The sequence below is a fragment of the Streptomyces sp. NPDC051677 genome, from assembly GCF_044453465.1.
Classification (GTDB): Bacteria; Actinomycetota; Actinomycetes; order Streptomycetales; family Streptomycetaceae; genus Streptomyces.
Window position 1 is genome coordinate 109774 of record NZ_JBITCT010000015.1, and the last position, 26836, is coordinate 136609.

General features: G+C 69.6%; 20 protein-coding genes and 1 pseudogene. 17 read left to right on the top strand and 4 right to left on the bottom strand.

Features of this window, described 5'->3' with window-relative positions:
* The first annotated feature begins 48 nt into the window (after positions 1-48).
* The 15 genes from ACIBAF_RS19735 to ACIBAF_RS19805 all read left to right on the top strand — a co-directional run bounded on the left by ACIBAF_RS19735 (position 49) and on the right by ACIBAF_RS19805 (position 18051).
* Positions 49-984: a carbohydrate ABC transporter permease gene (locus ACIBAF_RS19735; protein WP_399464487.1), complete on the top strand. Its 936-nt coding sequence runs from the start codon at positions 49-51 to the stop codon at positions 982-984.
* Positions 981-1880: a carbohydrate ABC transporter permease gene (locus tag ACIBAF_RS19740; protein ID WP_399464488.1), complete on the top strand. Its 900-nt coding sequence runs from the start codon at positions 981-983 to the stop codon at positions 1878-1880. The genes ACIBAF_RS19735 and ACIBAF_RS19740 overlap by 4 nt, the downstream gene beginning before the upstream one ends.
* Before the next feature lie 11 nt (positions 1881-1891).
* Complete coding sequence (locus ACIBAF_RS19745) at positions 1892-3154, top strand: pectate lyase (protein WP_399464489.1); 1263 nt, start codon at positions 1892-1894, stop codon at positions 3152-3154.
* The gene (locus tag ACIBAF_RS19750) at positions 3151-4320 is read left to right on the top strand and encodes a Gfo/Idh/MocA family protein (protein WP_399464490.1); all 1170 of its coding nucleotides are present in this window, start codon (positions 3151-3153) and stop codon (positions 4318-4320) included. The genes ACIBAF_RS19745 and ACIBAF_RS19750 overlap by 4 nt, the downstream gene beginning before the upstream one ends.
* On the top strand, positions 4320-5183 hold the full coding sequence (locus ACIBAF_RS19755; RefSeq protein ID WP_399464491.1) for a PmoA family protein: 864 nt from the start codon (positions 4320-4322) through the stop codon (positions 5181-5183). Before ACIBAF_RS19750 ends, ACIBAF_RS19755 begins: the two co-directional genes overlap by 1 nt.
* Positions 5180-6697 carry a family 43 glycosylhydrolase gene (locus ACIBAF_RS19760; RefSeq protein WP_399464492.1) on the top strand — a complete coding sequence of 506 codons (1518 nt, stop codon included), beginning with the start codon at positions 5180-5182 and terminating at the stop codon, positions 6695-6697. The genes ACIBAF_RS19755 and ACIBAF_RS19760 overlap by 4 nt, the downstream gene beginning before the upstream one ends.
* A gap of 33 nt (positions 6698-6730) precedes the next feature.
* Positions 6731-8776 carry a pectinesterase family protein gene (locus ACIBAF_RS19765; RefSeq protein WP_399464493.1) on the top strand — a complete coding sequence of 682 codons (2046 nt, stop codon included), beginning with the start codon at positions 6731-6733 and terminating at the stop codon, positions 8774-8776.
* 64 nt (positions 8777-8840) lie between these two features.
* Positions 8841-10178: an ABC transporter substrate-binding protein gene (locus ACIBAF_RS19770; RefSeq protein WP_399464494.1), complete on the top strand. Its 1338-nt coding sequence runs from the start codon at positions 8841-8843 to the stop codon at positions 10176-10178.
* 104 nt (positions 10179-10282) lie between these two features.
* Entirely contained in the window at positions 10283-11080 is a 798-nt protein-coding gene (locus ACIBAF_RS19775) for a rhamnogalacturonan acetylesterase (protein ID WP_399464495.1), read from the top strand.
* Between the two features lie 48 nt (positions 11081-11128).
* Complete coding sequence (locus ACIBAF_RS19780; protein ID WP_399464496.1) at positions 11129-12496, top strand: polysaccharide lyase family 1 protein; 1368 nt, start codon at positions 11129-11131, stop codon at positions 12494-12496.
* A 145-nt stretch (positions 12497-12641) separates the two neighbouring features.
* Positions 12642-13778, top strand: coding sequence for a pectinesterase family protein (locus ACIBAF_RS19785; RefSeq protein WP_399464497.1), 1137 nt, complete (start codon positions 12642-12644; stop codon positions 13776-13778).
* A 4-nt stretch (positions 13779-13782) separates the two neighbouring features.
* Positions 13783-14811 (top strand): pectinesterase family protein, encoded by a 1029-nt coding sequence (locus ACIBAF_RS19790; RefSeq protein ID WP_399464591.1) that lies wholly within the window; start codon positions 13783-13785, stop codon positions 14809-14811.
* Positions 14798-15982, top strand: a complete 1185-nt coding sequence (locus ACIBAF_RS19795; RefSeq protein WP_399464498.1) for a dienelactone hydrolase family protein — start codon at positions 14798-14800, stop codon at positions 15980-15982. Before ACIBAF_RS19790 ends, ACIBAF_RS19795 begins: the two co-directional genes overlap by 14 nt.
* 46 nt (positions 15983-16028) lie before the next feature.
* Positions 16029-17144: a chondroitinase-B domain-containing protein gene (locus ACIBAF_RS19800; protein WP_399464499.1), complete on the top strand. Its 1116-nt coding sequence runs from the start codon at positions 16029-16031 to the stop codon at positions 17142-17144.
* Between the two features lie 109 nt (positions 17145-17253).
* Positions 17254-18051 (top strand): HAD family acid phosphatase, encoded by a 798-nt coding sequence (locus tag ACIBAF_RS19805; RefSeq protein ID WP_399464500.1) that lies wholly within the window; start codon positions 17254-17256, stop codon positions 18049-18051.
* A gap of 27 nt (positions 18052-18078) precedes the next feature.
* Here ACIBAF_RS19805 and ACIBAF_RS19810 read toward each other — a convergent pair whose 3' ends face one another.
* Positions 18079-20295, bottom strand: a complete 2217-nt coding sequence (locus ACIBAF_RS19810; RefSeq protein ID WP_399464501.1) for a family 43 glycosylhydrolase — start codon at positions 20293-20295, stop codon at positions 18079-18081.
* A gap of 249 nt (positions 20296-20544) precedes the next feature.
* Here ACIBAF_RS19810 and ACIBAF_RS19815 point away from each other — a divergent pair, with 249 nt between their 5' ends.
* Positions 20545-21699 (top strand): right-handed parallel beta-helix repeat-containing protein, encoded by a 1155-nt coding sequence (locus ACIBAF_RS19815; RefSeq protein WP_399464502.1) that lies wholly within the window; start codon positions 20545-20547, stop codon positions 21697-21699.
* A gap of 93 nt (positions 21700-21792) precedes the next feature.
* Here ACIBAF_RS19815 and ACIBAF_RS19820 read toward each other — a convergent pair.
* From ACIBAF_RS19820 to ACIBAF_RS19830, 3 genes and pseudogenes are all read right to left on the bottom strand, one after another.
* Positions 21793-23477: pseudogene (locus tag ACIBAF_RS19820) on the bottom strand (rhamnogalacturonan lyase B N-terminal domain-containing protein).
* Positions 23478-23645: 168 nt separating this feature from the next.
* Positions 23646-24515, bottom strand: coding sequence for a hypothetical protein (locus ACIBAF_RS19825; protein WP_399464503.1), 870 nt, complete (start codon positions 24513-24515; stop codon positions 23646-23648).
* Entirely contained in the window at positions 24512-25081 is a 570-nt protein-coding gene (locus ACIBAF_RS19830; protein WP_399464504.1) for a SigE family RNA polymerase sigma factor, read from the bottom strand. Before ACIBAF_RS19830 ends, ACIBAF_RS19825 begins: the two co-directional genes overlap by 4 nt.
* A 282-nt stretch (positions 25082-25363) precedes the next feature.
* On the opposite strand from ACIBAF_RS19830, the gene ACIBAF_RS19835 reads away from it, so the two are divergent.
* Positions 25364-26815, top strand: coding sequence for an NCS2 family permease (locus ACIBAF_RS19835; RefSeq protein ID WP_399464505.1), 1452 nt, complete (start codon positions 25364-25366; stop codon positions 26813-26815).
* Positions 26816-26836: the final 21 nt, after the last annotated feature.

Sequence of the window (26836 nt, forward strand, 5' to 3'; positions counted from 1 at the left end):
CACGACGCACCGACGCACCGCCCGACGTACCGAGAACGGAGAACAGTCATGGCCCAAGCCGCAGCCGTGGCGAAACCGCCCGCGCCACCCCGGCGGCGCCGTGCCTCCGCCACGCCGCGCAGACTGCCGTATCTGCTGATCGCGCCGGCGGCCCTGCTGATGCTGGGCTTCATCGCCTACCCGGTCATCAGCGTCTTCTACTACAGCCTGCAGAACTACAACCCCACCAAACCGTGGCGGAACGGCTACGCGGGCTTCGACAACTTCGTCCACGCCTTCACCGACGACCCGCAGTTCTGGGACACCCTGACCTTCAGCGCCAAGTGGGTCTTCGTCGAGGTCGGACTACAACTGCTGTTCGGCCTGGCGCTGGCGCTGATCGTCAACCAGACCTTCGTGGGGCGCTCGCTCGGCCGCGCCCTGGTCTTCTCGCCGTGGGCCGTCTCCGGCGTGCTGACCTCCGCGATCTGGGTGCTGCTCTACAACTCCCAGACCGGCATCACCCGTTACCTCGCGGACATGGGCATCGGCGAGTACGGCACCAGCTGGCTGTCGGACACCTCCACCGTCTTCCCGGCGGCGATCGTCGCCGACCTGTGGCGCGGCGTCCCCTTCTTCGCGATCCTCATCCTCGCCGACCTCCAGTCCGTCTCCAAGGACCTGTACGAGGCCGCCGAGGTCGACGGGGCCAGCAGGCTCAAGCAGTTCTGGCACATCACCCTGCCCCACCTGAAGGACGCCATCGTCCTGTCCACGCTGCTGCGCGCGGTGTGGGAGTTCAACAACGTCGACCTGCTCTACACGCTCACCGGCGGCGGCCCGGCGGGGGAGACCACCACCCTCCCGCTCTACATCGCCAACACCAGCGTCGACGCCCACAACTTCGGCTACGCGTCCGCCCTCACCACGGTCGCGTTCGTGATCCTGCTCTTCTGCTCGATGGTCTATCTGCGGCTGAGCAAGTTCGGAGGAGGCGACAAGTGATCACCAAGGAGGCCACCGAGGTCACACCCGCCCCCGTGCGTGTGCCCACCGCAGCCGACCGACGACCGCCTGGGAAGAAGCGCGCCTGGGACGAGGCGCCCCGCTGGCAGATCTACGTCCCGCTGGGGATCTACCTGGTCTTCACCCTCGTCCCCTTCTACTGGATCCTGCTCTTCGCGCTCCGCCCGGCCGGCTCGACCTCGCTCGTGCCCTGGCCGATGACCTTCGACCACTTCGAGAAGGTGTGGAACGAGCGGGACTTCGGGATCTACTTCCAGAACAGCGTGATCACCGGCGTGGCGACCCTGCTGCTGACGACCGGCGTCGCCCTGGCCGGCGGCTACGCCCTGGCCCGCTTCGACTTCAAGATCAAGCGCGGGTTCATGCTCGCCCTGCTGTGCACCCAGTTCGTGCCGGGCGCGCTGCTCCTGGTCCCGCTCTTCCAGATCTTCGCCGAGCTGAAGATGATCAACTCGCTGTCGAGCGTGATCATCGCCGAGACCGTCTTCCAGCTGCCGCTGTCGATGATCCTGATCAGCGGCTTCATCCGGAACGTGCCCTACTCCCTGGAGGAGGCCGCCTGGGTCGACGGCTGCAACCGGTTCACCGCCTTCCGCATCGTCGTCCTCCCCCTGCTGCGCCCGGGCCTGATCGCCGTCGGCTCCTTCGCCTTCGTGCACGCCTGGAACCACTTCCTGTTCGCCCTGATGTTCCTGTCCGACCAGACCAAGCAGACGATTCCGGTCGGCCTGAACACCCTGATGAGCGCGGACAGCGTCGACCTGGGCGCGCTGGCCGCGGGCGGCATCATCGCCGCCGTGCCCGTGGTGATCGTCTTCGCCTTCATCCAGAAGTGGCTGATCACCGGGTTCAGCGCGGGGGCGGTGAAGGGATGAGGAAGCGTCAGGTGAGACTCCGTCAGACAGTGGTAGCGGCCGTGGCGTTGGGCACCCTCTGCGTCCCCGCCCACGCAGAGTCCCGCGACATCAGCCGCGACACCCTCGCCGCCGACGACGGCTGGGCCGCGTACGGCGCCGGCACCACCGGAGGCGCGGCGGCCGACGACGCCCACGTCCACACCGTCACCGACCGCGCCGGACTCGTCCGCGCCCTCGACGGCGGCAGCGACACCCCGAAGATCATCAAGGTCGCCGGGACGATCGACGCCAACACCGACGCGGACGGCGACCGCCTGGACTGCGCCGACTACGCTGCCGACGGCTACGCCCTGAAGCGGTACCTGACCGCCTACGACCCCCGCACCTGGGGCTCCGCCAAGCCGAGCGGCCCGCAGGAGGAGGCCCGGCAGGCGTCGGCCGCCCGGCAGGCGGAACGGGTCGTGCTGCCGGTCGGCTCGAACACCACCATCGTCGGCCTCGGCAAGGGCGCCGTCCTCAAGGGCGCGAGCCTCCAGGTCAGGAACGCCGACAACGTCATCCTGCGCAACCTCGACCTACGCGACGCCTACGACTGCTTCCCCGTCTGGCAGCCCAACACCGGCGGCCTCGGCGACTGGAAGACGGCGTACGACAACATCTGGCTGACCGGCGCGACCCATGTCTGGGCAGACCAGGTCACGGCGAGCGAAATTCGAACGTCCGATCGGCATTCCATCCTTCAGGAGGGACGGGCCGGGTATCTCGCCCTTAGCGACCCCAAGGGGCGTGCTCCCGGGGCTGACATCGGCTTGTCTCACCACGGCGCTGGTGGATCTACCGCCGGGCGGGCGGAAGGTGACGCCTGTGGAGGCCCATGTAAGACCGATCTCCGCGGAGACCGGCAAGGGCCTGTGAAGCAGGAACCCATGGTGATGCCGCGTAGCGGTACGGACCGAAATCTTCAGCCTCAGGGCTGGGGAGGACGTCAATCGCTGGGCGTGTCGACCGAGCGGGCGTTCTACGCGCAGGGCTGCCTCTTGGCCAAGCCCTCGCGCGTAGAGGCCGCCGACCTGGTGAAGAGCTGGAACGGCACCGCGCTGCACCAGACCGGCACCCTCTTCAACGGGTGGCCCGTCGACCTCCTGGCGATCCACAACGCCTACAACAGCGGCAGCGAGCGTGATCTCACGGCGGACGTCGGCTGGACGCCTACCCTGCACCAAAAGATCGACAGCGCCGCGGCGGCCGACCGTGAGGTGGCACGCGGCGCGGGCGCAGGGAGGATCCCATGAACACCACAGGCACCGCCGTCCCCATCGTCCTCGCGGGCGCGCGCGGCCACGGCCGCTGGCACCTGGACAACATCCGCCGGCTCCAGGACAAGGGGATCGTCCGACTGGCGGGCATCTGCGAGCTGACCCCGCTGACCCCGGGCGAGATCCCCGAGGGCCTCGGCACACCCGAGCAGTCCGCCGACTTCGGGGCCCTGCTGGACGCCACCGGCGCCCGGATCGCCGTCGTCTGCACCCCCATCCCCACCCACACCGACCTGGCCCTGACCGCGGCCCGCAAGGGTGTGCACCTGCTGCTGGAGAAGCCGCCCGCGCCGTCCTACGCCGAGTTCCGCCGCATGGCCGACGGGGTCGCCGAGGCCGGCGTGGTCTGCCAGATCGGCTTCCAGTCGCTGGGCTCGCACGCCGTGCCGGCGATCCGCACCCTGATCGCCGACGGTGCGATCGGCGAGGTGGCCGGCGTCGGCGGAGCCGGGGCCTGGGCGCGCGCGCAGGCGTACTACCGGCGGGCGGCCTGGGCGGGCAAGCGGCGCCTGAACGGCGTCGACGTGATCGACGGGGCGCTCACCAACCCCCTCGCGCACGCCGTCGCCACCGCCCTCGCCCTGGCCGGAGCGACCCGCGCCGAGGACGTCACCGGCATCGAGACGGAGCTGGCGCACGCCAACGCCATCGAGTCCGACGACACCTCCTGCGTCCGCGTCACCACGGCCGACGGCGGTCGCATCGTCGTCGCGGCCACGCTGTGCGCCGAGGACCCCGACGACCCGTACGTCGTCGTCCACGGCAGCCGCGGCCGGATCACGTACTGGTACAAGCAGGACCGCGTCCTGCTCCAGCGCGCCGACCACGGCCCCGAGGAGTACGAGTACGGCCGCACCGACCTGCTGGAGAACCTCGTCGACCACCTCACCGACGGGGCCGAACTGCTCGTCCCGCCCGCCGCGACCGAGTCGTTCATGCGGGTCGTCGAGGCGATCCGGACCGCCCCCGACCCGGTCCAGCTGCCCGACGACGCCTGGCGCCTGCTGCCCGACGAGGACCGGCGGGTCGTCCCCGGCGTCGACGGTCTCGTCGCCGCCGCCGCCGAGACCCTCGCCCTCTACTCCGAACTGGGCGCCCCCTGGGCGTTCACGACCGTGCATCCGAAAGAGGTGAGCCCCTGATGACCGCACCGGCACCCGACGCACCGGTCGTCCTGCGCGTCGCCGGCCGCCCGGTCGGCCGCTACGTCACCCGGCCCGAACTGCCCGCCCGGCTCTCCCCGCGCCCCTACCTGCACCCCGTCACCACCCTGGCCGGCACGACGGTCACCGAACTGAGCCCGGCCGACCACACACACCACCTCGGCGTCGGTGTAGCCGTACCCGACGTCGAGGGGCACAACTTCTGGGGCGGCCGGACCTACGTCCAGGGTCAGGGCCCGACCGAGCTCGACAACCACGGCGCCCAGCGCCACGGCTCCTTCCAGCTGCGCGACCCCGACGGCTTCGTCGAGGAGCTGCGCTGGATCGCCGCCGGGGCCGAGCTGCTGCGCGAGCGGCGTACGGTCGCGGCCACCGAACTCACCGACACCGCCTGGGCGTTGGACTTCACCTTCTCCCTCACCAACGTCACGTCCGGCCCGCTGTCGATCGGCAGCCCGGCGACGAACGGCCGCCCCGGCGCGGCCTACGGCGGCTTCTTCTGGCGCGCCCGGAAAGAGGCCGGGGCTCCGCAGGGTCCGCAGGTCTTCACCGCCGACACCGAGGGCGAGGCGTCGGTCCACGGCGAGCGCGCCGACTGGCTCGCCCTGGCCGGCGCCGGCTGGACGCTCGTCTTCGCGGGCGCCACCGACACCACCCGCCGCGACCCCTGGTTCGTGCGCACCGGCGAGTACCCGGGCGTCGGCTCCTCGCTGGCCTCGGCCGAGCGGCTGCCGATCCCGCCCGGCGAGACGGCCGTACGCCGCGTCGTCACCGTCGTCGCCGACGGCCGCCTGGACCGGGACGAGGCGGCGGCGCTGGTCCGGAAGGCGGTCAGCCAGTGACCCACGAGCAGCCCGGCACGTACACGAACCCGATCCTGAACGCCGACTGGTCCGACCCCGACGTCGTGCGCGTCGGCGACGACTTCTACCTCACCGCCTCCAGCTTCGGCCGCGCCCCCGGCCTGCCGTTGCTGCACTCGCGCGACCTGGTCAACTGGACCCTGGTCGGCCACGCCCTCGAACGCCTGGAACCCGCCGAGGAGTTCAGGACTCCCCGCCACGACTGCGGGGTCTGGGCACCGGCGTTGAGATGGCACGACGACCGCTTCTGGATCTTCTGGGGCGACCCCGACCAGGGCGTCTTCCAGGTCAACGCCCCCGAGATCAGGGGCCCTTGGACCCGCCCGCACCTGGTGAAGGAGGGCAAGGGACTCATCGACCCCTGCCCCCTGTGGGCGGACGAGACCGGCGAGGCGTATCTCGTCCACGCCTGGGCGAAGTCCCGCGCGGGCGTGAAGAACCGGCTCACCGGCCACCGGATGCACCCCGAGGGGACCGCCGTCCTCGACGAGGGCAAGCTGATCGTCGACGGGGACCGCATCCCCGGCTGGTTCACCCTCGAAGGCCCGAAGCTCTACCGGCACGACGGCTGGTTCTGGATCCTCGCGCCCGCCGGGGGAGTGGAGACCGGCTGGCAGGGGGCCTTCCGCGCCCGGGACTTCTTCGGCCCGTACGAGGAGCGCGTCGTCCTGGAACAGCAGGACACCCAGGTCAACGGCCCCCACCAGGGCGGCTGGGTGCGCACCCCGTCCGGCGAGGACTGGTTCCTGCACTTCCAGCAGCGCGGCGCGTACGGCCGCGTCGTCCACCTCCAGCCGATGCGCTGGGGCGCGGACGGCTGGCCGGTCATCGGCGACGAGGGCGCCCCGGTCCTTGAGCACCGGCGGCCCGACCTGCCCGCGCAGCCGTCCGCCGCGCCCGCGGCCGACGACGACTTCCCCGGCGGCCGTCTCGGCCGTCAGTGGTCGTGGACGGCCAACCCCCAGGACGGCTTCGCCACCCAGCACTCCGCCGACGGACTACGCCTGACCTGCATGCGGACGGCCGACGCGCACGACCTGCGCACCCTGCCGAACATCCTCACCCAACGACTGCCCGGTGTTCCGTCGGCCGTGGAGGTGGAGCTGCGGCTGCACAGCGAGGAGCCGGGCGCCCGCGCCGGACTCACGGTCCTCGGCGACGCCTTCGGCTGGATCGGCCTCCAGCGCGGCGCCGACGGCGCCGTCCACCTCGTGCACCGGTTCGCCGAACAGGTCGCCGATCGGGAACGCGACGCCGCCCACCCACGGCTCGCCCCCGACGGGCGGGCCCGACTGCGGATCGAGATCGGCGCGGGCGCCCGCTGCCGTTTCGCCTACGACGTCGGCGACGGCCTGCGCTGGTCCGGCCCCGTCTTCGCCGCCACCCCCTGGCGCTGGGTCGGCGCCCTGCTCGGCCTCTTCGCCCTCGCGCCCGTCGGAACCGGGCACGCCGGGGCCGCCACGTTCAACGAGTTCCGGATCAGACCCCTTTAACTCACCTGTTCTGTACGCCTGTTGGGAGACGCAATGACGCACTTCCCTAGCAAGCGCTTGCCGAGACCCGGGGTGGTCATGGCGGCCGTGGCCGGCCTGGTGGCGGCGCTCGGCCTCGGCGCGGTCGGCGAGGCGAGGGCCGCCGCCGAGCCGACGGCAGCCGTCGCCTCGACGTCCTCGGCCTCCTCGACCGCCGCGTCGGCTTCGACGTCCTCGGCGGCTCGCTGGACCGACCGGGCCCACGGTTTCGCCTCCCTCGCCGGGGGCGCCACCGGAGGCGCCGGCGGCAAGGTCGTCACCGTCACCGACCAGGCGCAGCTCGCGAAGTACGCCGCCGCCGAGGAGCCCTACGTCATCCGGGTCAAGGGCGCGGTGGCCGTCGAGCCCTTCGGCTCCGACATCGTCGTGACCTCGAACAAGACGATCATCGGCGTCGGCGACACCGGCGAGATCGTGCACGGCGAACTGCACCTGAACCCCGGCACGCACAACGTGATCATCCGCAATCTGACGATCCGGGACTCCTACGTCGAGGGCGACTGGGACGGCAAGACGACCGACTTCGACGCGATCCAGATGGACACCGTCGACCACGTCTGGATCGACCACAACACCTTCACGCACATGGGCGACGGACTGCTCGACATCCGCAAGGACAGCCAGTACGTCACCGTTTCCTACAACCGTTTCAGCAACCACAACAAGGCGTTCGGCATCGGCTGGACGACCAACGTCCGCACCCAGATCACCATCGACCACAACTGGTTCTCGGGCACGAAACAGCGCAACCCCTCGGCGGACAACTGCGCCTACGCCCACCTCTACAACAACTACCTCTCGGCACAGGTGGCCGACGGGGACCCGGTGTGGACGTACGGGAACTGGTCGCGGGGCCACACCAAGATGGTCATCGAGAACAGTTACTACGACGGCGTCCAGCATCCCTACCAGGCCGACGCGACGGCCGAGCTGGTCGAGCGCGGGTCGATCCTGCGCAACACGAGCGGGCGCACCGACGAGTGGGGCGCCGCCTTCGATCCGCGGGAGTTCTACGCCTACCGGCTGGACCCGGCGGCGGCCGTTCCCGCGCTGGTCACCCGCTTCTCCGGGCCGCAGGCGCGGATCGGCGCCGCGGTCACGCTGAACGTGCCGGGCGACTACCCGACCGTCCAGTCCGCCGTCGACGCCGTGCCCGACGGCAACGCCGACGACATCACCGTCGCCGTCGCGCCGGGCACGTACCGCGAGAAGGTCTTCGTCCCCACGACCAAGCCGCACGTCCTGCTGCAGGGCACTGGACACGACCGCGCGGACACCGTCATCGTCTACGACACGCCTGCGGCGTACGGGGGTTCGACGGGGAGCGCCACCGTCCGGATCGCCGCGAACGACGTCACGGCCCGCAACCTGACCTTCAGCAACGACTTCGACGAGGCCGCCGTCGAGCTGAACGGCGAGCAGGCGCTCGCCATGAAGACGACCGGCGACCGGATCGTCTTCGAGAACACCGCCTTCCTGGGCAACCAGGACACGCTCATGACCGACAGCCCGAAGCTGACCACCGTCAGCCGGGTGTACGTCCGCGACTCCTACATCCAGGGCGACGTCGACTTCGTCTACGGGCGCGCGACGACCGTCATCGAGCGGTCGGTGATCCGGCTGCTGAGCCGGGGATCGGACACCAACAACGGTTACCTGACGGCCGCTTCGACCTGGACGGGCAATCCGTACGGATTCCTGATCACCCGGTCGAAGGTCGTCAGCGACGCGCCCGACGACTCCTTCCACCTGGGGCGGCCGTGGCATCCGGGTGGGGAGCCGGAGGCGGTCGCGCAGGTGCTGATCCGGGACACCGAGCTGCCGGCGGCCATCAAGTCGTCGCCGTGGACCGACATGAGCGGGTTCTCGTGGCGCGACGCGCGGTTCGCCGAGTACCGCAACTTCGGGCCGGGGGCGGCCACTTCAATCGATCGGCCGCAGCTGGGACACGCCGACGCGCGAACCCGCACCGTCGCGGACTACCTCAAGGGCCCCGACGGCTGGGCGCCGTACGCCCACCGCACCGGCGCCACCCACTGAACCACCCCATGACCCCCCACAACTTCATACCTCCGTTGGGATCCAGAAGAAGAGAGCCGACTATATGAAGAGCAGCATCCGCAGAAGCAGGCGCGCCGCCCTGGCCGTCGCCCTGGGCTCCGTGCTCGCGCTGACCGCCACCGCGTGTGGTGACGACGGCAGCGGCGCCGCGGGGGACAAGGGAGGCGAGGGCTCCGGCAAGGGTGAGATCACCTTCTGGGACAACAACGGCGGTGTCCGTACCGACATCTGGAAGGAGATCATCGCCGACTTCGAGAAGGCCAACCCGGACATCAAGGTCAACTACGTCGGGGTGCCCGCCGACAGCGTCCAGTCCAAGTACGACACCGCCATCCAGGGCGGCGGCCTGCCCGACGTCGGCGGCGTGGGCACCGCGATGCTCGCCGAGGTCGCCGCGCAGAACGCCCTCGAACCGCTGGACAGCCGGATCTCCAAGAGCTCGCTGAACGGCAAGCTCAACCAGAAGTTCCTGGACGGAGTGAAGGCGGCGGGCCTCGACGGCAAGACGTACTCGGTGCCGACCTCCGCGAACAACGGCACCCTGTGGTACCGCACCGACCTGTTCCAGAAGGCCGCCCTGGACGCGCCGACCACCTGGACGAAGTTCTACGCGGCGGCCGACAAGCTCACCGACGCGAGCAAGAACGCGTTCGGTTACACCATCCGAGGCGGCGCGGGCTCCATCGCCCCGGCACTGGACGCCACGTACGGGCAGAGCGGTGTCACCGAGTTCTGGAACGGCGACAAGACCACGGTCAACGACCCGAAGAACGTGGCCGCGCTGGAGAAGTACGTCGGCCTGTACAAGAAGGACACCCCGTCCGCCGACGTCAACAACGACTTCACCAAGATGGTCGCCCAGTGGGACTCCGGCACCATCGGCATGCTGAGCCACAACCTGGGCTCCGGCAAGGACCACCAGAAGGCCCTGGCCGGCAAGTTCAAGGGCATCCCGGCGCCGACGCAGGACGACGGCACCCGGGTGCAGGTGTCCAACCCCGTCGACGGGCTCGGGCTGTTCAAGTCCAGCAAGAACAAGACCGCCGCCTGGAAGTTCATCGAGTTCGCCGCGTCGCACGAGTCGAACAGCAAGTGGAACGAGTCGGCGGGGCAGGTGCCCGCCAACTCCGAGGCGGCGAAGGACGGTTGGGTGCAGGCGTCGGAGCCGACGAAGCTCGCCGCCGAGGCGCTGGCCGGGACCACCACGAAGATCGTGCAGCTGCCCTACTACCTGCCCGACTGGAACACGATTTCCAAGGCGGACAACGAGCCGAACTTCCAGAAGGTGCTGCTCGGAAAGATGAGCGCGAAGGAGTTTCTGGACACGTTGGCCAAGCAGCTGAACGCTGCGCAGGCCGACTGGAAGAAGAACCACGGATAGCTCGTGCGGTTTCGGTTTGTGGGGGACTGCCGGCCGGTTGGGGCCGGCCGCGCAGTTCCCCGCGCCCCCTCACATCCATGCCCCCTGTTGAAAGGTGCACGTTCGTGTCCCTTAGCCGCAGACAGGTCACCTCGGCGGCCCTCGCCGCCCTTCCTCTCGGGCTCGCAGGAGCCGTTCCCGCCCATGCCGGTGCGTCTCGGCCCCGCACGCTCTTCATCGCCGGGGATTCCACCGCCGCCCAGAAGTACTCCGACGCCGCTCCCGAGACCGGGTGGGGAATGGCGTTTCCGTTCTTTCTGCACAAGGACCGGCCCGTCGCCAACCATGCCGTGAACGGGCGCAGTTCCAAGAGCTTCGTCGACGAAGGCCGGCTCGACGCCATCCTCGCCGCCATCCGGCCGGGGGACTTCCTGCTGATCCAGTTCGCGCACAACGACGAGAAGACCACCGACCCGACGCGGTACACCGAGCCCTGGACGACGTACCAGGACTACCTGCGGATGTACATCGACGGCGCCCGTGCGAAGGGCGCGCGGCCCGTGCTCGCCACGCCGGTCGAGCGCCGCAGGTTCGACGCCGAGGGAAACGCCGTGCCGACGCACGGCGAGTACCCGGCCGCCATGCGCGCGCTCGCCGAGTCGGAGCGGGTGGCGCTGCTCGACGTCCAGGCGCTCTCGCTCGCGCTGTGGCAGCGGCTCGGGGTCGAGGCGACGAAGACGTACTTCAACTGGACCGCGACCGAGCAGGACAACACGCACTTCAATCCGCCGGGCGCGATCGCCGTGGCGCGGCTCGTCGCCCGGGAGCTGCTGCGGACGCGGGTGCTCGCGCCGCGTGACGTCGTCCGGCTGCACGACGAGATTCCCACGTCCTGGATCACCTGGCCCGCGCCGCTTTCGTAACCGCTCTCGCTCCACGCACCGCTCTTTCATGCAGAGGAGACCCGCACAGTGCGTACTCAGTCATGTCATGGACGCGTCACAGCTGCTCTGGTGGGGTGCACCGCGCTGGTGCTGTCCGTCACCGGCACGGCGTCCGCCCAGCCCCAGGTCCAGTCCCAGACCCAGGCACAGTCCCAGACCCAGGCTCAGTCCCACTCCGCCTCCCGTGACCTCGGCCGGCAGGTCCTGGGCGTCAACGACGGCTGGGGGTCCTACGGGACCGGGACCACCGGTGGGTCGGCCGCCGACGCCGCCCACGTGTACACCGTCACCACCTGGGCCGAGTTCAAGGCCGCCCTCGCCGCCGGCGGAACGGCACCGAAGATCATCAAGGTGAAGGGCGTCATCGACGCCGTCGCCGAGGGGTGCGACGCCTTCGCCGCACCCGGGTACGACTTCGACGCCTACCTCGCCAAGTACGCGCCTCAGACCTGGGGGCTGGACACCGACCTGAGCGCGGAGCCCGACGACAGCCCGGAGGGGCTGCGACGCACCTCCCAGGCCAACCAGGACAAGGCCATCAAGGCGAACATCCCCGCCAACACCACCATCGTCGGCATCGGCAGGAACGCCGGATTCAAGGGCGTCAGCCTCCAGATCAAGGCCGTCGACAACGTGATCATCCGGAACCTGGCCTTCGAGTCGCCCATCGACTGCTTCCCGCAGTGGGACCCGACCGACGGAGCCAAGGGCAACTGGAACTCCGAGTACGACACCGCCGTCGTGTACGGCTCCACCCATGTCTGGATGGACCACAACACGTTCACCGACGGCACGCACCCGGACAGCGCCGCGCCGACCTACTTCGGCATGCTCTACCAGCAGCACGACGGCGAGCTGGACATCGTCCGGGGCTCCGACTACGTGACCGCTTCCTGGAACGTCTTCACCGAGCACGACAAGACGATCCTCATCGGCAACAGCGACAGCGAGTCCACCGCCGCCGGCGACCGGGGCCACCTCAAGGTGACCTTCCACCACAACCAGTTCTCGAATCTGGTCGAGCGCGCCCCCCGGGTCCGCTTCGGCCAGGTGGACTCCTACAACAACCACTTCGTCGGCAACGACTCCTACGCCTACAGCTTCGGCATCGGCAAGGAGTCCCAACTCGTCGCCCAGCACAACGCGTTCACGCTGCCGGAGGGGGTCAGTGCGGCCAAGGCGCTGAAGCGGTGGAACGTCTCTCCGGTCACCGCCGACGACAACTACGTCAACGGCAAGCTGACCGACCTGATCGCCGTGCACAACGCGGAGATCCCCGGCGAGGTCCTGCAGTCCGGCGCGGGCTGGACCCCGACCCTGCGCACCAAGGTCGACCCGGCGCGGGCGGTCCCGCGGATCGTCGACTGCGGCGCGGGCGCCGGCCGCCTGGGCTGACCACCCGGCCGATCCGGCCGATCCGGTCAACCCCTTCCGTACGACGGCCGGGGCGGCGGCACCCGCCGCCACCCCGGCCCGTCCCCCCTTCCGTCCCGGCCCGTCCCCGCGGAGCCGCACCGCCGCACCGCGAAGGAGCACCCGCATGCCCTCGCCCCACCTCGGTCAACTCACCTTCTCCAGAAGGGGGTTCCTCGCCGCGAGCGCCGGCACGCTCGCCGCCCTCTCGCTCGCCGCCCCGCCCGCGCGGGCAGCTGCCGGACGGCGTCGCCCCTTCGGCCGCTACGGCAGCCCAGCCGCCCGTCGCACCCCCCGGACCCTGTACGTCGCCCCGGACGGCCAGGGCGACTTCACCTCCGTCCGCGCCGCCGTCGCCGCCACCACCGGCAGCGGCTGGACCCTCGTGCTCGCACCGGGCGTGTACCGGGAAACGGTCGCCGTCGACGTCACCCGCACCGAGGCCACCTGGATCGGCGCCTCCGAGAACCCTCGTGACGTCGTCATCGTCTACGACAACGCGGCCGGCACTCCCAAGCCCGGCGGCGGCACCTACGGCACCACCGGGTCGGCCACCACCACCGTGCAGGCCGACGGCTTCACCGCCCGCTGGATCACCTTCGCCAACGACTGGCTGCGCGCCGACCACCCCGACATCACCGGCACCCAGGCCGTCGCCCTCAAGGTCCAGGGCGACCGCTCCGCCTTCCACCACTGCCGCTTCCTCGGACACCAGGACACCCTGTACGCCGACTCGATCGCCCTCGGCGTCTTCGCCCGCCAGTACTACGCGCACTGCTACGCCGAGGGAGACGTCGACTTCGTCTTCGGCCGGGCGACGGCCGTCTACGAGCACTGCCACTTCCGCACCCTGAACCGCGCCGACCTGGCCGCCGCGCCCTACGGCTTCGTCTTCGCGCCCTCCACGGCCGGCGCCAACCCGCTCGGATACCTGGTCAGCCGGAGCCGGGTCAGCAGCGCGGCCCCGGACGCCTTCTACAAGCTGGCCCGGCCCTGGGTCCCCAGCTCCGACACCACCGCCCGCCCGAGCCTCACCGTCCGCGACACCCGTCTCGACGCCGGCATCGACGCGGTCGCGCCCTACACCGACATGTCGGCCTCCTTCCCCTGGCAGAACCAGCGGTTCGCCGAATACCGCAACAGCGGCCCCGGAGCCGTGGTCTCCGTGCCGGAGAACCGTCCCCAACTCGCCGCCGAACAGGCCGCGTCGGCGACCCGCGAGGCCTACCTCGGCGACTGGGAGCCCTGGAAGGGGGAGTGCTGACATGCTGCCCCGACGCACCCTCCTCGCCGGCCTCACGACCGCCGCCCTGATCACCGCGACCCCCGCCCACGCCCACGCTCGCCGCGTCCTCCACGTCCGCCCCGGCGACTCCCTCCAAGCCGCGGTGGACGCCGTCGACGGACCCGGCTGGACGATCGTCGTACACCCGGGAACGTACCGGCAGGTCGTCAACGTCCCAGGCGGCAAAGAGGAGTTGACAATACGTGGTGCCTCCCGTGACCCGCGCGCCGCCGTCCTGGTCTACGACAATGCCAACGGCACCCAGAAGCCCGACGGTTCCGGCACCTACGGCACGGCCGGCTCCGCCGCCTTCACCTCCTCCGCGCCCGGCCTCACCGTCCGCGACCTCACCCTCGCCAACGACTGGCTGCGCGCCGACCACCCGGAGATCACCGGAACCCAGGCGGTGGCCGCCTACGTCACCGGCGACCGCACCCACTTCGAGAACGTCCGGCTCCTCGCCCACCAGGACACCCTGTTCGCGGACACCACCGCGCTGGACGCCTTCGACCGGCAGTACTTCCACCGCTGCTACATCGAGGGCGACGTCGACTTCGTCTTCGGTCGGGGCCGGGCCGTCTTCGACGCCTGCCACTTCCACACCCTCCAACGGGACGTGACCTTCACCCCCAAGGGCATGGTCTTCGCCCCCGCCACAGCCCGCGCCAACCCCTACGGCTTCCTCGCCCTCCGGGGCCGGATCACCTCAGGCGCCGAGGACGCGGCGTACAAGATCGCGCGGCCCTGGGTGCCGTCCTACGAGACGACCGCCTGGCCCTCGCTGGTCGTGCGGGACACCTGGATCGGTTCCGGGATCGACGCGGTGACCCCGTACACCAACATGCGTGACGCCTACCCCTGGCAGACCATGCGCTTTCGCGAGCACGCCAACTCCGGTCCGGGCGCGGTGATCTCGGTGCCGGAGAACCGTCCGCAACTGACCGCCGAGGAGGCCGCGACCCACACCCGGCGGACGTATCTCGGGGACTGGAGGCCCTATGGGCGCGGGTGATCCGGCGGTGGGACGGCGGGCGTTCGTCGTCGGCGCCGGGGCCGCGCTCCTGGCCGGCCAGGTCACCGTCCCGAACGCGCAGGCCGCCCCCGCCGACGCGCAGGCAGCCGTCGTGGACGGCCCGCTGCCCGACTTCCACCCCGCTCTCAAAGCTGAGTTGACCTTCCCCCTCGCCTGGGGAAACTCCCCCCTGCGCGACTTCCGCGCCTGGCGCCGGGCCGCCCGCGCCAAGGTCGAGGAGCTACTGGTCGTCGAACGGGAGAAACACACCCCGTACGCACCCGAGTTCACCGACCGCCGCCAACAGGACGGCTACACCGCCGAGTTGGTGACGCTCTCCCTCACCCGCCACGAACGCGTGCGGGCCGCCCTCCTCACCCCGGACGGCCCCGGCCCCTTCCCTGCCGTGCTGCTCCTGCACGACCACGGGGCGAAGTTCGACATCGGGAAGGAGAAGCTGGTCCGGCCCTGGTACGACGACACCCGGCTCGCCTCCGCTCAGGCGTGGTCGGAGCGCTACTTCAGCGGACGGTTCGTCGGCGACGAACTGGCCCGGCGGGGATACGTCGTGCTGTGCGCGGACGCCCTCGGGTGGGGCGACCGCGGCCCCCTCGCCTACGACCAGCAGCAGGCCCTCGCGTCCAACTTCTTCAACCTCGGCTCCTCGCTCGCCGGACTCATGGCCCGCGAGGACGCCCGGGCCGCCGGATTCCTCGCCGGCCTCGACCGCGTGGACGGGACGCGGGTCGCCGCCGTCGGCTTCTCCATGGGCGCCTTCCGCGCCTGGCAGGCGGCCGCGCTCAGCGACGACCTCGCCGCCGCGGCCGCCGTCTGCTGGATGACCGGCCTGAAGGAAATGATGGTGCCCGGCAACAACACGCTGCGCGGGCAGTCCTCGTACTACATGCTCCATCCCGGGCTTCCCCGGTTCCTCGACTTCCCCGACGTGGCGAGCATCGCCGCACCCAGGCCGATGCTGTTCTTCAGCGGCGGGCTCGACCCGCTGTTCCCCGCCGACGGCGTCCGCGCGGCCCACGACAGGCTGCGCACCGTCTGGCGGTCCCGTCACGCCGAGGAGCGGTTGCACCTCAGGACCTGGCCCGACCTCGGCCATGTCTTCGTCGACCGCATGCAGGACGAGGTCTTCACCTGGCTGGACCACGTCCTGTGAACCACCCCTCCCCCTCCCCATGAACGACGGAAAGGACCCGCACTCCATGTCTCGTCGTACCGCTTTCACGGCCCTCGCCGCCCTGTCCCTGGGCGCCGGACTCGCCGTCGCCCTGCCCACCCAGGCACAGGCCGCCACCGTGGTCGTCAGCAACTCCACCGACCTGTCCAACGCCATCAAGAACGCCACCGCCGGCACCGTCATCCAGGTCCGCGGCGGCACCTACTACCCGACGGCCACCCTCCAGTCCACGGCCAACGGCAGTTCCTCCTCGCCCATCACGCTCACCGCGTACGGCTCGGAGACGGTGAAGATCGACGGGTCGTCGCTGCCCTCCGGCGGCTGGATCTTCAAGCTGACCGCCGACTACTGGAACGTCTCCAACATCACGTTCCAGAACTCCCCGGACAGCGCGGTCGTCTGCCAGTCCTGCACCGGCACCAACTGGAACAACGTCAAGACCATCAACGGCGGCGACTCCGGCTTCACGCTCACCGGCGACGGCACGGTCAACAACACCGTGAAGAACCTGGACAGTTACGGCAACTACGACGCCGCCAACCACGGCCAGAACGCGGACGGGGTGGCCATCAAGTTCGGCTCCGGCACCGGCAACCTCGTCACCGGAGCCCGGCTCTACAACAACTCGGACGACGGCATCGACCTCTGGTCCTTCTCCTCCCCGGTCACCATCGAACACACCTGGTCCTTCGGCAACGGCGTCAACCGCTGGGGCGACTCCGCCTTCGAGGGCAACGGCAACGGCTACAAGCTGGGCGGCAACGGCGTCACCGTCGCGCACGTCGTCAACAACTCCGCGGCCTGGGGAAACGCCGGAAACGGTTTCACCGAGAACTCCAACACCGGCGCGATCGTCATCAACCGCACCACGGCCTACGCCAACAGCAAGTGGGGCTACTACTTCGCCACCAGCTCCGCCAAGCTCGGCAAGAACCTCGCGGTCAGCAACGGCGGCGGCTCGGTCAGCAAGGGCTCGAAGGTCTCCTCGGCCGGCAACAACTGGGACTCCGGCGTCTCCACGCCCGCCTTCAAGTCCACGGACGCGAGCAGCACGTACAACGCCCGCAGCTCCAGCGGCACCCTGCCCGCCACGACGTTCCTGACGACGGGCTCGACGACCATCGGGGCGACGATGAACTGAGACGCGGCTGAGCCATCCGGGCGCTTGACCCGTTTTTTGCCCGCCGAACGGGTCTCGATCAGGCAACGGGTCTCGCGCCCACCCACGTGACGCGCGTAGAAAACGTGTCATGCATAAGCCACTGCGCATCGCGGCCATCGCCGCGGCCTGCGCCGTCGCCGGCGCCGCCCTGTACGGCGCCGGCGCGGCGACGGCCGGCCAGTCCACGGCCAACTCCACTCACGAGCCCTACAACATCGGGCTCCTGGTGAAGGACATCGACACCTACTACGGCACCGCGCCGGACGCGAACGGCGTCTACCAGGCGTCGCCGACCAGCCCGTACGCCAAGGACCTCGCGAGCATCGACAAGGCCGCGAGGAAGTACATCGACCAGGCCGCCCGCAAGGCGGTCAAGAAGGGCGAGAAGCCCGCGGTCGTCTTCGACATCGACGACACGCTGCTGCTCAGCCTCGACTACGAGAAGAAGACCAACTACACGTACAACTCGACCACGTGGGCCGAGTACGTGGCGCGGGCCGACCGCCCGGCCGTCTTCGGCAGCCCCGAGCTGGTGCGGTACGCGAAGGCCAAGGGCGTCGAGGTCTTCTACAACTCGGGCCTGAAGGAGTCGCAGCGCGCCTCGGCCGTCGAGAACCTGAAGAAGGTCGGCGCCGACGTGAACCTCGACGCCGCCCACATCTTCCTCAAGGACGCGGCCAACCCGCCGTCCTACCTCAGCGCCTGCGCGACGCCGGGCGCCTGGAACTGCACGACCGTGCAGTACAAGTCCGGCACGCGCAAGCACATCGAGGACGACCTCGGGTACGAGATCATCGCCAACTTCGGCGACCAGTACTCGGACCTCGACGGCGGCTACGCCGACCGGAAGTACAAGCTCCCGAACCCGACGTACTTCGTCAGCTGACGCTCCGCCGCATCCGATGCCCCGTCATCAGCCCTTGTTCCGCACGGGCTTGATCGACTCAAGGGTCGGAACGACCGGCTCGATGCTGCCGTCCGCGGCGAACCTCAGGCGGTCGATCGTCGTCTCGCGGTGCATGCCGTCACCGCCCGGCAGGCCGGGGCCGTTCAGCGCGAACCGGTGGTAGACGATGTACCACTCGTCGGTGCCGGGCACGTTCACCACGGAGTGGTGGCCGGTGGCGAGGATGCCGTACTCGGGACGCTTGGACAGGATCGTCCCCCGCTTGGTCCACGGGCCGAGCGGGGACGGTCCCGTCGCGTACGCCACGTGGTAGTTCTCGCTGCGGGTGTCGTCCTCCGACCACATGAAGTAGTACGTGCCGCCGCGCTTGACCACGAAGGAACCCTCGCGGAAGTTCTGCGGGGTGATGTCCTTCACCTTCGCCGGGTCGAACGAGACCATGTCGTCGTTCAGCGGCACGACGTACCCGTGCCCGTTGCCCCAGTAGAGGTACGCCTGACCGTCGTCGTCCGTGAAGACCGCCGGGTCGATCATCTGACCGCTCCAGGCGCCCCCCTTGGCCACCAGCGGCTTGCCCAGCGCGTCCTTGAAGGGACCGGCGGGGGAGTCGGCGACCGCGACCCCTATCTGCTGCTCGGCACAGAAGTAGAAGTAGTACCTGCCGTCGCGCTCGGCGATAGCCTGGGCCCACGCGTACTGGTCCGCCCAGGACACGTCCGGACCCAGATCCAGGATGACGCCGTGGTCCTTCCAGTGGACCAGGTCCTTGGAGGAGTACGCCTTGAACCGTGTCCCGCTCCAGCCCTGGAAGCCGTCCGTCGTCGGATAGATCCAGTACTCGCCGTTCAGGTAGTGCACGTCCGGGTCGGCGTTGAGGCCGGGCAGTGTCGGGCTGTTCGTGGGCACGGCCTCCACGGTCCAGGTGCGGCGCGTCCCGTCGGCGGCCGTGACGGTGTACGTCTGCGGCGTGCGGAAATCGCGGCGCGTGCCCGAGCGCGGGGTCACCGAGGCGCCTTCACCCACCCACAGTTTCGGGGCGAGGCCGCGCGGATCGGCCCCGGGCTGCATCGGCAGGACGACCTTCGAGGCCGACTCGGTGACGATCGCGTACCCCTTCTGGCCCTTCGCCGTCACGTCCGTGATCGAGGCAGGGGAGCTCGGGTACGCGGCCAGCAGTCGGTCGTACTCCTGCTGCGTCACCGGCAGGACCGTGCCGTGCCGGGGGCTCGCCGGGAGCTGGTAGTCCTTCGACATGGTCCAGCGGCCCGAGTCGAGGTCGGTCGTCTCGAAGGGGACGTAGCCGCGGGCGCCGTACTCGTCGATGAACAGGTACCACTTGTTCTCGGTGTTGGACTTGAAGACCGTCGGCCCCTCGCCCCGGCTGATCGAGCCGCTGCCGATGCAGTCGGCGACGAAGTCGTATGTGGTCGAGGTGAGGCTCGTCGACTTCTCGCCGGTGATGAACTTCGAGCAGGGCGAGCTGGAGGACGGGTCGCGCTCGTCCTTCGTGTAGCGGTAGTAGCTGTCCTTGTACTTCACGACCGTGGAGTCGATGACCGAGTAACCCGGGTCGTCCCAGACCTTCGGCGCGCTGAAGGTGCGGAAGTCCTTCGTCGTCGCGTACAGCATCTTGTTGTACGTCGATCCGGTGTGTCCGGGGTCGTCGTCGGCGTACAGCTTGGACGCCCAGAAGACGACGTACTCGCCGAGGCTGTCGTCCCAGTAGGCCTCCGGCGCCCAGGTGTTGCCCGCGTTGTCGGGGGCCACCTTCACCAGCCGCTGGTCGGTCCAGTGGACCAGGTCGGTCGACTCCCAGATCATGACCGACTTGCTGCCGTGGCGCTGAACGTCGTCCCAACTGCCGCTGCTGTTCTGGTACATGCGCAGGTCGGTGGCGATGAGGAAGAACTTGTCACCCTTGGGGGAGCGGATCACGAACGGGTCGCGCAGACCCTTCTCGCCGATGGTCGAGGTGAGGACGGGCCTCCCGCCGTTCAACTCCCGCCAGTGCAGCGGGTCGTTGCCCCGGCTGAGGGCGTAGCGGATCTGTTCGCCGTCGGCGGTTCCCTCGCCGGTGAAGTAGGCGAAGAGGTAGCCGGCGTACTTCGGGTGGTTCACGGGCGGGGCTCCGGGAGTGGCGGCCGCCGCGGTGCCGGGCGGGGCGGTCAGAACGGTGAGGAAGAGGGCCAGGAGCAGTGTGCGGACGATACTCAGGCGGCGCATGACACTTCCTGTGTGGGTGTGGGGGTTTCCTTTGGGTGTTTCTGTGGGGTGTGGTGCCATCGGAGTGTCACCAGCGGGGAACGGGGCGTCAATCGGTGGGGGTGGGGCGCATGGGAGCGAAAGTTTCGATCCTTTGGGCGGGTGCACGGCAACCCTTTCCGGCCGTGGCGGCGACTGGTGGGCAGAAACGGGCCGGGGCGGCCCCTCCGGCCCGTTTCGTCCCATCGGCCTCAGTGAAAGGAACGCCCCGTGCGTTTGAGCACCGGACGTCACCGCAGGACACGCACCCTCTCGATCGCCGCCGCGGTGGCCGTCTCCGCGGGGGCGGGCGGCGTCTACCTCGGCCTGTCGAACGGCGGCGCCGAGGCGGCCTCGTCGACGGTCACCGTGTCCACCACCGAGCAGCTGGAGTCGGCGGTCAAACACGCGGTCGCCGGGGCCGTCATCCAGGTCCGGGCCGGTACGTACTATCCGACCGCCACGCTCAAGTCGACGGCCAGCGGCACGAGTTCCTCCCGCATCACGCTGCGGGCGTACGGCGGCGAGAAGGTGAAGATCGACGGCTCGAAGCTGCCCGCGGGGTCCTGGCTCGCCGGGATCTACGGCAGCTACTGGACCGTGCAGAACCTCACTTTCCAGTCCTCGCCCGCCCAGGGCTTCGTCGTCACGTCGTCGACCGGCGGCGTCTTCAAGAACCTGGTCACCGCGAACAACGGCGACTCCGGGTTCACCCTGCCCGGCGACGGCACGGTGAACAACCTCGTGCAGAACCTGGACAGTCACGGCAACTACGACGCCGCCGGGCACGGGCAGAACGCGGACGGCATCGCCGTCAAGTTCGGCTCGGGCACGGGCAACAGGATCACCGGCGCGCGGTTGTACGACAACTCGGACGACGGTCTCGACCTGTGGCAGTTCTCCACCCCGGTCACCGTCGAGCACTCGTGGGCCTTCGGCAACGGCAGGAACCGCTGGAACGACTCCGCTTTCGAGGGCAACGGAAACGGCTTCAAGCTGGGCGGCGGGGGCGTCGCGGTGGCGCACATCGTCAACGACAACGCCGCCTGGGACAACGCGCTGAACGGTTTCACCGAGAACTCCAACACCGGCGCGATCGTGCTGAGCCGCAACACCGCGTACGGCAACGCGCAAACGGGTTTCTACTTCGCCACCGGCAGGGCCCGCCTCGCCCGCAACCTCGCGGCGAGCGACAAGGGCGGGCTGGACAAGCTGGGGTCTGCGGCTGTTTCCGCGGCCAACAACTGGGACGGCGGTGTTTCCACGCCGGCCTTCAAGTCGACGGACGCGACGACGGCGTACGGCCCCCGCAGGCCGGACGGCGCCCTGCCGACGACGACATTCCTGACCACGGGCTCGACGACCATCGGCGCGACGATGAACTAGGACAGGTCCTCGCACAAGGAAACGCCCCCACCGGGTTCCAGCGGTGGGGGCGTTCCTTCTGCCGGCCCGAGAGGGGCTCGGGCCGGCGAGTTCTCAGGCGAGCAGGTCAATGCAGTCGAACGACGTGCCCGGGCTCAGGAACGTCATGCCGCTCGAACCGCTCACGATGCTGAGCTTCAGCACGTTGTACTGCGTCACGTCCGTCTTCCAGGCGCTCGCCGGGACGTTGTACGTGAACGTGTGGTTGTTGCCGCGGTAGGACCCCGTCGTCAGGGAGCGCGTCGAGGGCTGGGTGACGGCCGCCGGAACGGGCGAGACCCATCGTTCACCGACACCCGTGGGCGGCCGTTCGCGAACGCGTCCGTGACGCCGATCCGGAGGGTGTGCGCGGCCGCCGCCTGTTCCCCGGTCAGCTTGAAGTAGAGCAGGACGCCGTCGTTGACGTCCTTCCACACGTACGCCGGGAAGGACGCGGCCGCGTCGGCGCCGCCGATCGTGACGTTCCCCGTCCACTTCGCGGCGCGGGCGTCGGACGGGTGGGCGTACGTCATGAGCTTGGCGTTCTTGAACTCGCCGGGGGTGCCGTCCCAGTCGCCGAGCCGCCAGAGCGTCTTCGCGGCAGACGGGTCGCCGGTGATCGAGAGGGTGTGCAGGGTCGTCGTCGCGCCCGCCGTCACCTTCACCGTCTCCGTGTGGACGGCCAGTTCGCCCTTGTGGACGGTCAGGGTGTAGGCGCCCGGGAGCATGCCCTTGCAGGAGAACGCGCCCGTTCCGGCGGCGGCCTTCGCCCAGTACTGCGCGGCCGGGTTGGCGAAGCCGACCGTGTAGGGGTGGCTCGCGTCCATGCCCTTCAGGCCCACGCCCGCGACCTTGCCGCGGCCCGCCCTGCCGACCCGGCCGGTGATGCCGAGACCGTCCACCCAGGAGGTGTCCAGCCTGTCCTGGAACAACGACGGGGAGGGCGCGCCGCCGTCGGTGAAGGCCAGGACGTACGGACCCTGCAGGCCGAAGCGTTCCGCCTCCGTCTGGGCCTCGTTGTAGTGCAGGATCTCGTAGAGGGCCGCGCCCTTGTCGTTGGAGTGGCGCAGCAGGGAGCGGTAGAAGGGGCCGCCGGAGGCCTTCTCGTGGTTGGAGCGGACCAGGTACAGACCGAGCGAACCCGTCGTGAAGCCGACGTGGTCGTAGTCGACGGTGCGCCTGCCCGAGTAGTGCTTGGAGTGGGTGGTGCCGTCCGCCCGTCTCCACACGTCACCGGCCTCGATGACCGTGTCGGAGGCCTCGATCCAGGAGTCCGAGCCGGTGTTGGGGAACATTCCGGGCTTGAGACGGACGATGTACCGGGTCGCGGTGAAGGAGGCGTCGGCCTTGTTCGTCCAGAGGTAGACGTTGTTCTGGCCGCTGCGGGCCGCGTACCACTGGGTGATCGGGCCGTGCACGACCTTGATCAGGATCGTCGGGCCGGACTGCTTGACGGTGACGGCGGAGGCGCCGAGGCCGGACTCGACGTGCGAGTGCTTGCCGCCGTAGCCCTCGTACTCCTTGCCCTTGTAGACGAGTGAGGTGAGGTCGCCGGTGGTCTTCGACACCTTGAAGACGAGCGAGGATCCCGTGTCGACCACGTAGTTCCTGCCGTCGTCCCGGTAGCCGAAGGTCGCGGCGGACGCGGACGACAGGAGGCCGGCGCCGCCCGCGACGGCCGCGCCGGTGGCGGCGACGCCGATCGCGGATGCCCCGAGCACCCGTCGGCGCGTGAGGGGTCGTCTCTTGTGCGTGCTCAAGGAGTGCTCCGTCGTGCTTGAACGTTCACTCGGACGCGGGTGTGCCGGCGCAGCGGTCATGGACCGAGTCCTCGAGTGCGTGGTGACTCTTGCGCCTGGTGGTCGTCACCGGTGAGGAAAGGGTTGCCGCTGTTTCAGAAGTTTTTTACGAGTCCTGCTCGACCCGTCCTACGAGTCGCCCTCGCCGTCCTCGTGGGAGGCGAAGTCGCCGCCCACAGAACCCTGGTGCTTGTCCGACTCGCCCTTGATCGCGTAGGTGTCGCGCTTGGCGTCCCGGCCGCCGCGGTCGTGGTTGTACTGCCCGGCGAACACCCAGTCGCCCTTGGCGACCGTACGGCCCTCCTTGAGCACCCAGGTGTAGACCAGGAAGCCGTCCCGCTCGGCGACCGTGAAGGTGAAGTCGTCCTCGGGCAGGGAGCGCCAGGCGCCCGCCGACGAGACCCCGCCGGTCTGCGCGATCTTCAGCTGCACGGTGAGCTCGGTGAGCGCCTCGGACGTCTTCAGGGTGACGTTGCTCTGCGCCCAGAAGTCGTTGCTGTGCGGGTCGACCGAGCCGTCCGACCACAGCGGGCCGTCCTCCTCGTCGTTCTTCGCCGGCAGCTCGGCCGCGGGCGCGGAGGGCGTCGCCTGCGCGGGGCGGCTCGGGGTGGCGCTCGGCTTCGCCGGGTCCTTCGCGCCGCCGCCGGAACTCGGCGTGGCCTTCGGCGAGGCCGGCGGGCGACTCGTGGCGTCCGGGGACTCGATCGGCGGCGGTGACACGGAGACCGTCTGCTGGGGCTGGGTGTCGTCCTTCACCGCGGACGCCACCGCGTAGCCGCCGACCGCGAGCATGCTCGCGACCGCGGCCGTGGCCCCCACGATCCGCACCCAGCCCCACAACGGCGGGCGGGTCGCCCGGTGGTCGGACCGGTCCGGCGACTGCCCCGCCATGCCGCGCTCGACCCGGGCCAGGATGCGCGCCCGGTCGGGCTCATGCGCCTCGGCCGCCTCGTGCAGCCGGGCGCGCAGCTCGTCGTGCACGTCCCGCTGCATCGTCATCGGTCCCTTCCTGAGGCCGAGGCCTCACCGGTGCGCATCATCGCGGGCACCTTGAGCGGAGTTCCCTTGGCGCCGAGCAGCTTCTGCAGCTCGGCCATCCCCTTCGAGGTCTGGCTCTTCACCGTACCCACCGAGACCCCCAGGGCGAGCGCGGTGTCCTTCTCGGAGAGGTCGAAGGCGTGCCGCAGCACCACACAGGCCCGTTTGCGGAACGGAAGTCTACGCAGCGCCGACTGGACGTCCACCACGCCCGCGATGTCGGGGTTCTCCGTCTTCTCCTCGCGCTGCGACCAGAACAGGGCGATCCGGCGGCGCTCGCGGACGGCGCTGCGGATACGGGTGCGGGCCAGGTTGGCGACGACGCCACGGGCGTACGCCACCGGATGGTCGGCCGCGCGCACCCGGTCCCAGCGGTTCCACAGTGCGAGGAGCGCGTCCGCCGCAAGGTCGTCGGCGGCGTCCGCCTCACCGGTCAACAGGTGGGCGAGGCGGGACAGTTCCGCGTAGTGACGGTCGAAGAAGGCATGGAATTCCACGGAGGCGGCGTCGTCGACGACTGTGCCCACGGGTGACCTCTTCTCGATGCGACTTCTGGCACCCGTCGGGGTGCAGCCTGTGCGTGTCATGTGAATGACATGCGGATCCCGAGGAGGTTGTCGGGACGAGATCGGGAAGCGTAGCAGTGGCCGATCGCTTGGTTTGGTACGGGGGTTCGAACATCATGTGGCAGGCCGAACAAGAGCGGAACCCGATTCCGTAACACGGAGAAAACCTGAAGAGGGTTCAACGACGGAACAATCCAGCCAGCATCCGCACACAGATCATTCAGGCACCTAGGAGTACCAGTCATGTCCGAAACGAAGAAGGCGGCCGACCGGCCAACTGCCCCGCCGACGGCGGCGAGCAGCGTCGACCGGTACTTCAAGATCTCCGAACGGGGGTCCACCTTCGGCCGGGAGATACGCGGCGGCTTCGCCACGTTCTTCACGATGGCCTACATCCTTGTCCTGAATCCGATCATCCTGGGCAGCGCCAAGGACAAGTTCGGGCACCAGCTCGACACCGTCCAACTCACCACCGCCACCGCCCTGGTGGCCGCCGTCATGACGATCGTCATGGGCGTCGGCGGCAACCTGCCCCTCGCGCTCGCCGCGGGCCTCGGCCTGAACGCGGTCGTCGCCTTCCAGATCGCCCCGCTGATGAGCTGGGACGACGCGATGGGCCTCATCGTCCTCGAAGGCCTGCTGATCTGCGTCCTGGTGGTGACCGGTCTGCGCGAGGCCGTCATGCACGCCATCCCGCAGCCGCTGAAGCAGGCGATCAGCGTCGGCATCGGCCTGTTCATCGCCTTCATCGGCTTCGTCGACGCCGGTTTCGTCAGCCGGATCCCCGACGCCGCGAACACCACCGTCCCCGTGCAGCTCGGCGGCACCGGCACGCTCGGCGGCTGGCCGATCCTCGTCTTCTGCCTCGGCGTGCTGCTGACGATCGGGCTGCTCGCCCGCAAGGTCAAGGGCGCGATCCTGATCAGCATCGTGACCATGACGGTGCTCGCGATCGTCATCAACTCGATCGCCGACATCAAGTCCTGGGGCCTGACCACGCCCTCCTGGCCCGACAAGCTGGTCGACACCCCCGACTTCGGGCTGATCGGTCACTTCAGCCTGTTCGGCGCGTTCGGCGAGACCGGCGTCATCACGGTCGTCCTGCTGGTCTTCACGCTCATCCTGTCCGACTTCTTCGACACCATGGGCACGGTCGTCGGGATCAGCGCGGAGGCCGGACTGCTGAACGACAAGGGCGAGGTGCCGGGCCTGGGCCGCGTGCTGCTCATCGACGGCGCGGCGGCGGTCGCCGGCGGCGCGGCCTCGTCGTCCTCCGCGACCTCCTACATCGAGTCCGCGGCCGGCGTCGGCGAGGGCTCGCGCACCGGCTTCTCCAACCTGGTCACCGGCGGCCTCTTCGCCCTCGCCCTGTTCCTGACCCCGGTCCTCACCATCGTCCCGCTCCAGGCGGCGGCCCCGGCCCTGGTCGCCGTCGGCTTCCTGATGATGACGCAGGTCAAGAGCATCGACTGGGACAAGTACGAGATCGCCATCCCGGCGTTCCTCACCATCGCCGTGATGCCGTTCACATACTCGATCACCAACGGCATCGGCGCGGGCTTCCTCGCGTACGTCGTCATCAAGACGGTCCTCGGCAAGGCGAAGGACGTGCACTGGCTGATGTGGGGGGCGTCGGCGCTGTTCGTGGTGTACTTCGCGATCGACCCGATCGAGCAGATCCTGGGCGTGAAGTGACCTGCCCGACGGTCTAAGGGA